This window comes from Cellulomonas phragmiteti (genome assembly GCF_016862775.1).
Lineage (GTDB): Bacteria > Actinomycetota > Actinomycetes > Actinomycetales > Cellulomonadaceae > Cellulomonas > Cellulomonas phragmiteti.
In genome coordinates this window covers 1-6,571 of the sequence record NZ_BONP01000047.1, presented here as the reverse complement: position 1 = coordinate 6,571, position 6,571 = coordinate 1, and the positions used below count along the sequence as shown (strand labels likewise).

Sequence of the window (6,571 nt, the reverse complement as noted above, 5' to 3'; positions counted from 1 at the left end):
CGGGCAGGGGGAGGAGGCGGAAGTCGGCCTCGGTCAGTACGGGCAGCAGGTCGACGCCGCAGCCGCCGCTGTCGATCTGCTGCCAGGGTCCCCAGGGGTCGGTGGGGGTGGTGCGGGCCTGGCGCCACATGGGCAGGACGATGGAGTCGCCGTCCTCGCACTGGCGCAGGACCCCGGCGGTGTTCGCCAGCTCGGGGCAGGTGCCGTCGGACGAGCCGCGGGTCCACTGGCCGGCAGCCTCGCGGCACAGGGGGGCGCGCTCGTAGCGGAAGAGCTGGAGTTGCGGTGGCGTGGTGCGGCTCTCCCGAGCCAGCTGCTCGGCGCGGTCTGCGGAGACGCGCACATGGCCGTCCGTCGCGCGAGCGTCGAAGCCCTCGCCGGCCCAGGCAACCGCACCGGAGCAGATGACCAGCGCCGTAGCGACGACCAGGGTGAAGAGGTGGTTCCTCATTCCGCAGCGATCGGTTCGATCCCGACCGAATCGATGACCCAATCGCCGTTCCACGTCATCGCGAAGTCAAAGTCGTACGTGCCGCCGTCGCTCGTCTGAGTCCCATTGCCCGAGGCGTCGACCTCGATGGTGGGAGGCTGGATCACGCGAAGGCCAGCCTTGTACCACTCGCCCGGTGTCAGTTCGATGCCCTCTGCTGATGTGACCTCGACGGGTGTTCCACCCGTCTTCCCTGAAGCAATGGTCGCCTCAGCGTCCCCGGCGGCATCTAGGCAGAACGTGCAGGTCTCCGCCGACATCTGACGCCACGTGCTCGTGTCGCCTGTCGCGTAGATGTAGGCGTAGAGCGAGATGAAGTAGGTCGCCGCGGCCGCGGCACCGTCGGCGCTCGGAGTCGCCATCGCCTCGGGCCGCTCAGGTGGCACGGTGACGTCGAACGTCGGCGAGGGAGTGGGTGACGGGGTGGGCGTCGTCGTCACCGTCGCCGTCGGCTCCGCCGTCGTGGGGCCGGTGGGACCGTCGGCCGTCGTGCACCCGGACACGACGAGCCCGGCCGAAAGGGCCACAACGGCGACCTGTGCACGCATTCGCATGTCCGGAAGATACTGGTTCGAAGCGGTTGGGCCGGAGGGTCGTCTCGCATCTGTGGACAGCGTCGCTGTTCATCGGGTCGACCTGCTGCAGGATCGCCGATCCGCGACGACGAGTGCTTCGCGAGCGGCGACGACGGCCCCGACCACTGCCGTGGCACGCCCCCATTCGGCGACCTAGCTCGACGCAACGTGGTCGGTGGACGACCGGCACGTGCACGCGGCTGCCCGGTCCGGCAGTTCAGGTCCTCTGGGCGCCCCGGGGGCACTCAGGGTCGTACTCCTCGATGAACGCGACCACGGTCGATGACGGATTGTCATCGGGCGGTAGCGTGTCGTCCTGCGCGTGGCGGAGAGCGAGCGCGCGAGCGCGACCGGCCGCGCCATGTCGCGAGACGAGCAGCGCATCGGCGTCGAGGTGCTTGCCGGTGAAGGCGGCGAGCTTCTGGGCGGCGATGACCATCTCCGCAGTCGAGGTGCCTGGGCGGTTCCAGTCGCGGTCGTGCAGCACGATCCACAGCTCGAAGCAGGGATGGGAGATCGCAAGTCGCACGCCGGAGCGCTGCGCGAGAGCAGTTGCCTCGTCGAGGCGTGGGCGCCTCGACGTCGATGAAGCACCAGACCTCGTCGACCTCGTCCTCCTGCGCGCGCGCCGCTGCTGCGTGCACGAGGGGGTAGGGCACGGCCGTCTCCGTGGCGATCTCGATGCGGACGGACGTCTGCCTGCGCACGGCAGGGAGCCGCTTGAACGCACGGAGCTACTCGGGCTCGGTGATCGAGCCCTCGCAGTACACGACGACGGTGCGCAGCTCGGGTCGCGTCCCAGTGGCTCGCCGCAGCGGTGGGCGGGAGCGCGGTCGACGTCCCCCGTGTCAGCCGACGAGGCCGAGGGCGTGCAGGAGCCCTGCGCGGTCGACGTCCGGGAGCCCGCCGAACCGACCCTTCAGGTAGGCGCTCTCGAGGTTCTGCGAACGTCGCACGCGCTCCCCGGCGAAGTCGGAGAGGGCGCCGAGCCGTGTCGAACCGTCCGCGTCCTTCTCGGTCAGCCACACCTCGTCGCGGTTGAGGCTGTTGAGGAGGGTGGCGTCGTGGGAGGTGAAGAGCAGCTGGGCGTCGTGCGGGTTGGTGGCGCGGTCGCGGAAGAGGCGCAGGAGCTCGACGGAGAGGCTGGGGTGCAGGCTGGCGTCGAGCTCGTCGACGACCACGAGCCCGCCCCTGTCCAGTGCGGTCAGGGTCGGGCCGATGAGGCTGAACCAGGCACGCGTGCCCTCGGACTCGGCCGTGAGCTCGAACGGCACGCGCACGCCGCCGGCGTTGTGGACGAGCTGCGGGCGTCGGCGGCTCCTGGTGCCGCCGTCCGGCATCAGGAGCGGCTCGTCGATGAAGGCGACGTCGTCGATCCCCAGGTCGGCCAGCCGCAGCAGACCCAGGGCGCGCTGCCTCATGTCGGGCTCCACGGCGTCCGTCCCGGTGGCGTCGAACAGGGACTGCTGCTGCGCCTCGACGTCGAAGAGCCGGGCCGTCGACGACGCCCAGGCCGCGGCGGCGAAGGCGCGGGTGCGGTTGCCCTGCGGCCCGCGCAGGCCGAAGGCCTGCATGCGCAGCAGCCGGGACGCGAACGCGCCGACGCGCTCCTCGTCGAACCGGCGCATGGCCGAGAGCGCCAACGTCCGCGGTGTGAGCAGCCCGCGGGCGCCCGCCAGGGAGCCCAGCCCACGGGCCAGGCTCAGGTCCTCGCCGTCCCTCTCGAAGATCCGGCGCCGACGACGCTCCGGGTACTCGAAGAGTGCCTCGTACAGCACGCGGTCCCGGCTCACCTCGAGCTCGTAGTCGACCCGCACCCCGTCGATGGTGGCCTCCACGACGAACCTGGAAGGCCGCGCGCCCCAGGTGCCGAAGGCGAACGGCTCGACCGGGATCTCGTCCTCCCACACGCGCAGCGAGTCCCGCACCGCGTCGCGCAGCCAGCCCAACGCCGCGAGGACGTTGGACTTGCCCGAGGCGTTGGGGCCGTACACGCCGGCGACGGTCAGCAGATGCTCGTCCAGGAGGGGCTGCTCACGCGCGGCCTCGCGGTCGTGGTCGACAGCGACCATCGACAGCGTGACCGCTTCGGCGATGGAGCGGAAGTTCTCGGCCTCGAACCTTACGAGCATGAGCGCGAGCCTACCGATCTGGTGCACTCAGAGGCTCGATATCGTCGAAGATCGACGGGAGAAGCCTTCTGTGTGCACCCGTCGGCATCTTGTGGCGTCTCGGTGCTCGTGGCGACGTCCGGTCGCGACCCGGCGCGCGCGCCGGTCAGCAGGTGACATGTCGATGGCCGAGCCGCTCATGCCCCACCTGCCCGAGACCCAGGAGGAGGTCGCCGCCGCCGACCCCGGCCGCGGCGCCCCCGAGAACGCGCCCGGTACCGGAGTCGGGGGCGAGGACCCTGACGCGCAGGTCGACGACCACAGCGGTCCGACGACCCGCGCCGCCGACACCGCACCCGACGCGGTCAGTGGCGCCGACGACGACGACGCGGAGCCGCCGTTCCGTACACCCGATCCGGACGACGTCAGGCGCCCGGGCGCCTGACGGACCGGGCCGGACCGCCTGCGGGCGGCGACGGCAGAGACCCGTTCCCGGCCGCTCTGCGCCCGCAACGGCCGCCGGCGAGCTCAAAGCTGCCCCTGCCCGGCGCAGTACCGCTCACTCGTCCGCCTCTTCCACGCTGCCGACCGCCACCGATGGCGGCGGGCCGCGCAGCTGTCGCCACTGCTCACGGCGACCGAGGTCGGGCAGATGGATCTCCGCGTTCGGCCAGCCGACGTTCCCCAACCCGTCGTCGGTTGCGTCACCACCCGTAGCACCCGGGGAGGTTCTGGGTCACGTGACGCGGACCTTGCACGCGATCGCGTCGAACATCTCGACGAGGACCTCACGAGCGTCGGGAGGTGGGCTGACGGACGGGCGCGCCGTCCGAGGACCGGGTGTGGATGGTTGCCGTCGGAAGTGCCTCGCGGTCGCTACGGTGTGTCCGGTTCGTCCGGTCGTGTCGGGGGTGGTGTGTGGAGCTCGGGGTGCTCGAGCGTTCGCCGGAGGCGGGTGACGTCGGCGCGGTCGACGACCTGGTCGCCGGGTTCGTGACGCGTGCGGAGCGGTTCGAGTCCCGGGCCGGTGTGGTGCGGGCCGCCGGGCAGCAGCTGGTCTCGGTGTCGGTCGGGGCGTGGGCGTCCGCACTCGGGCAGCGGGCGACGCGGATCGCGGCGGGGTTGGACGACTCGGCCGGTGGGTGCCGGCAGGTGGCGGGGGTGCTGGCCAGGTACGGGGCTGCCCTGCGAGGGCTGGAGCGGCGGGTGATGGTCGCGCGGCACGAGGTGGGCACGGCGCGGATCCGTGCTGTGGCCGCGCGGGAGCGGTACGCGGCTGCTGCACTCGCCGGTGGTGCGGCGAGCGTTCCGTGGGCGTGGAGCGACGTGCCTGCGTTCCCGGCCGTGCCGGCTGCGGCCGGCGAGCTGCGGGTGTGGCAGGCCGCGGTGCAGGACGCCGCTGCTGGGCTGCGGGCGTTCCGTGCGTGCTGCGACGAGCGGGAGGATCTTGACCGCGCTACCGCCGCGCGGCTCGTGGGGATCGACGTGATGACGGCGTACGCGCCCGGGACCGGGGTCGACGCCGTGATCGACGTGCCGCTGGTGCAGGCGGTGGCGTCCGCTGCGGCCGGGACAGTGACCGCGGAGCAGGCGCGGGTGATGGCGGTGTGGTTCGTGGAGACGGCCGAGCGTCTCAGCGGTGATCCCGGGGACGAGACGCTCGCGGCGTTCACCGGCTTCCTGCAGCAGTGGGGTGACGACGCCGAGCTGATGGCTACCGTGTTCGCAGGGGTGGGGGGCATCGGCACGGTCCGGCTGGTGACCTTGCTCGGCGAGCAGATGTTCGTCGGAGCGCCGGAGCGCAACGCCGCACTGGCCGCCGCCGGGAGTGCGGTGCGATCGGCATTGGTATCGGCATCGTCGACGTGGAGTACGTCGGAGGCCGAGGAGTTCGCGGCGGGCATGGTGCAGGAGGCGTTGCGAGTCAGTGGGACGCTGAGCGCGATCGGCTACGTCTTCGCAGACCCGCGCGGATCGCGGATGAGCGCGACCTTCACCATCGCGATGGCCGATGCCCTGGATCGGATCGAGCAAGGCGGCGAGGGCACGTGGCGTGCCGGGCCAGGTTCACCCGGACACATGCTGGACACGGCCGGAATGCTGACGTCAGACGGCGGCGCGCATGACGCGGCTGCGCGCGTCTTCGAGACCCTCGGGGAGTACCCGCAGTCCGCGAGGGACTGGCTGACCGGCGCGGGGCTCGACTGGTCCTCGGAGTTCTCGGCGGACTTCGCTGACGATCGTGTTGAGTACTGGTTCGGCCGCCGAGAGTGGGGGCTGGGCGGTTCTGACGGTTTCGTGGGTATCGCAGCCCTCTGGGCGGGGGTCCAGGCCGAGGCCGGGAACCTGCCGGTGAACGTCCAGATCGCAGCGATCAATGCGTCGGTGCTCGACGAGCTCAGCGGGAACCCCTCGTTGTCTCCGCTCCAAGTCGCGGGTGAAGGGTCGGCCAACCTGGCAAGGGCGCTGGCCGGGCAGCTGCCCGGGCTGGTCGAGGTGGGGTTCGAGCGCGGGTACCCCAAGGACAAGGATGCCGGCTATTGGATCGACGCGACGGTCCCCTACATCGAGGGCACTATCGTCACTGCTCGGGTATCTCGCGACTGGGTGCGTCCGGTGCTCACGGCGGCGGTAGCGGACGATGCCGCTCGGGCCATGCTTCACGCTGCCGCTCTCGAGTACCAGGAACAGATTCTGACCGGGGTCGTGCATGGCCCGGCTTCTGCGTCCGAGGCGCTCGAATCGCTCGTCGCGGTGTGGGGCGGGATCGATGGAGCGACGTACTCGGCGGCCGAGGTGAGGCAGTACCTGTACGACCAGCAAGTGAGCGGCACGCTCAACGTCGGCAAGACCGCCATCGGCATCGGAGCCTCCCTGGCGCCTGGCGGAATGGTGACGGCGGTCGGCGTGGAGATCGGGCTCAGTTACCTTCAGCATCTCGCTGAGGAAGCGCTGACAGGCGGGCCCCTTCCTGAGAGCGCGACCCACTCCGCGGTGCCGAGCAGCGTGGGCTCGCTCGACGAGTTCTTCGCGGTGTCGGTGGAGGAGTACCGCCGGCTCGGACTCTGGGACAAGACGAGCGGGCACGCTGGAGACTTCGACTCCGAAGCGGCGAAGGACATCGCACGTGACCTCGTCTCTGACTACGAGAACGTCGTCAGCGCCATGCGGATGAGCGCCTCGGACCGACTCAAGGGAGATGCAGGGTGAGACCCGAGCCGCTGAGAGCACGTTCAGCCATATCAGGTGGAGGTCTGGCGCTGAGCGTCGCGGTGGCGGTGCTCGCGTGCGGATGCGTGGCGAATGCCGCTCGTCCTGTGGAGACGCCGGCCGTCCGTTGGATCCCCGCGGAACCCGACGGGGACATCGAGACTGATCCTTGGGTGAGGGCTGTT

5 protein-coding genes and 1 pseudogene are annotated in these 6,571 nt (G+C 70.9%); 2 read left to right on the top strand and 4 right to left on the bottom strand.

From position 1 onward, the window contains the following. The 4 genes and pseudogenes from Cph01nite_RS18705 to Cph01nite_RS18690 form a co-directional block, all read right to left on the bottom strand. Positions 1 to 451 (bottom strand): annotated as a pseudogene (locus Cph01nite_RS18705) (hypothetical protein); the annotation flags it as partial. After that, positions 448 to 1,044, bottom strand: coding sequence for a DUF6318 family protein (locus Cph01nite_RS18700; protein WP_203676536.1), 597 nt, complete (start codon positions 1,042 to 1,044; stop codon positions 448 to 450). The pseudogene Cph01nite_RS18705 and the gene Cph01nite_RS18700, both read right to left, overlap by 4 nt. A gap of 238 nt (positions 1,045 to 1,282) precedes the next feature. Continuing rightward, positions 1,283 to 1,795, bottom strand: coding sequence for an RloB domain-containing protein (locus Cph01nite_RS19280; RefSeq protein ID WP_203676535.1), 513 nt, complete (start codon positions 1,793 to 1,795; stop codon positions 1,283 to 1,285). A 118-nt stretch (positions 1,796 to 1,913) separates the two neighbouring features. After that, the gene (locus tag Cph01nite_RS18690; RefSeq protein ID WP_203676533.1) at positions 1,914 to 3,197 is read right to left on the bottom strand and encodes an AAA family ATPase; all 1,284 of its coding nucleotides are present in this window, start codon (positions 3,195 to 3,197) and stop codon (positions 1,914 to 1,916) included. 157 nt (positions 3,198 to 3,354) lie between these two features. On the opposite strand from Cph01nite_RS18690, the gene Cph01nite_RS18685 reads away from it, so the two are divergent. Further along, positions 3,355 to 3,621, top strand: coding sequence for a hypothetical protein (locus Cph01nite_RS18685; protein WP_203676530.1), 267 nt, complete (start codon positions 3,355 to 3,357; stop codon positions 3,619 to 3,621). 473 nt (positions 3,622 to 4,094) lie between these two features. Then, positions 4,095 to 6,386 (top strand): hypothetical protein, encoded by a 2,292-nt coding sequence (locus Cph01nite_RS18680; protein WP_203676528.1) that lies wholly within the window; start codon positions 4,095 to 4,097, stop codon positions 6,384 to 6,386. The last annotated feature ends 185 nt before the right edge of the window (positions 6,387 to 6,571 follow it).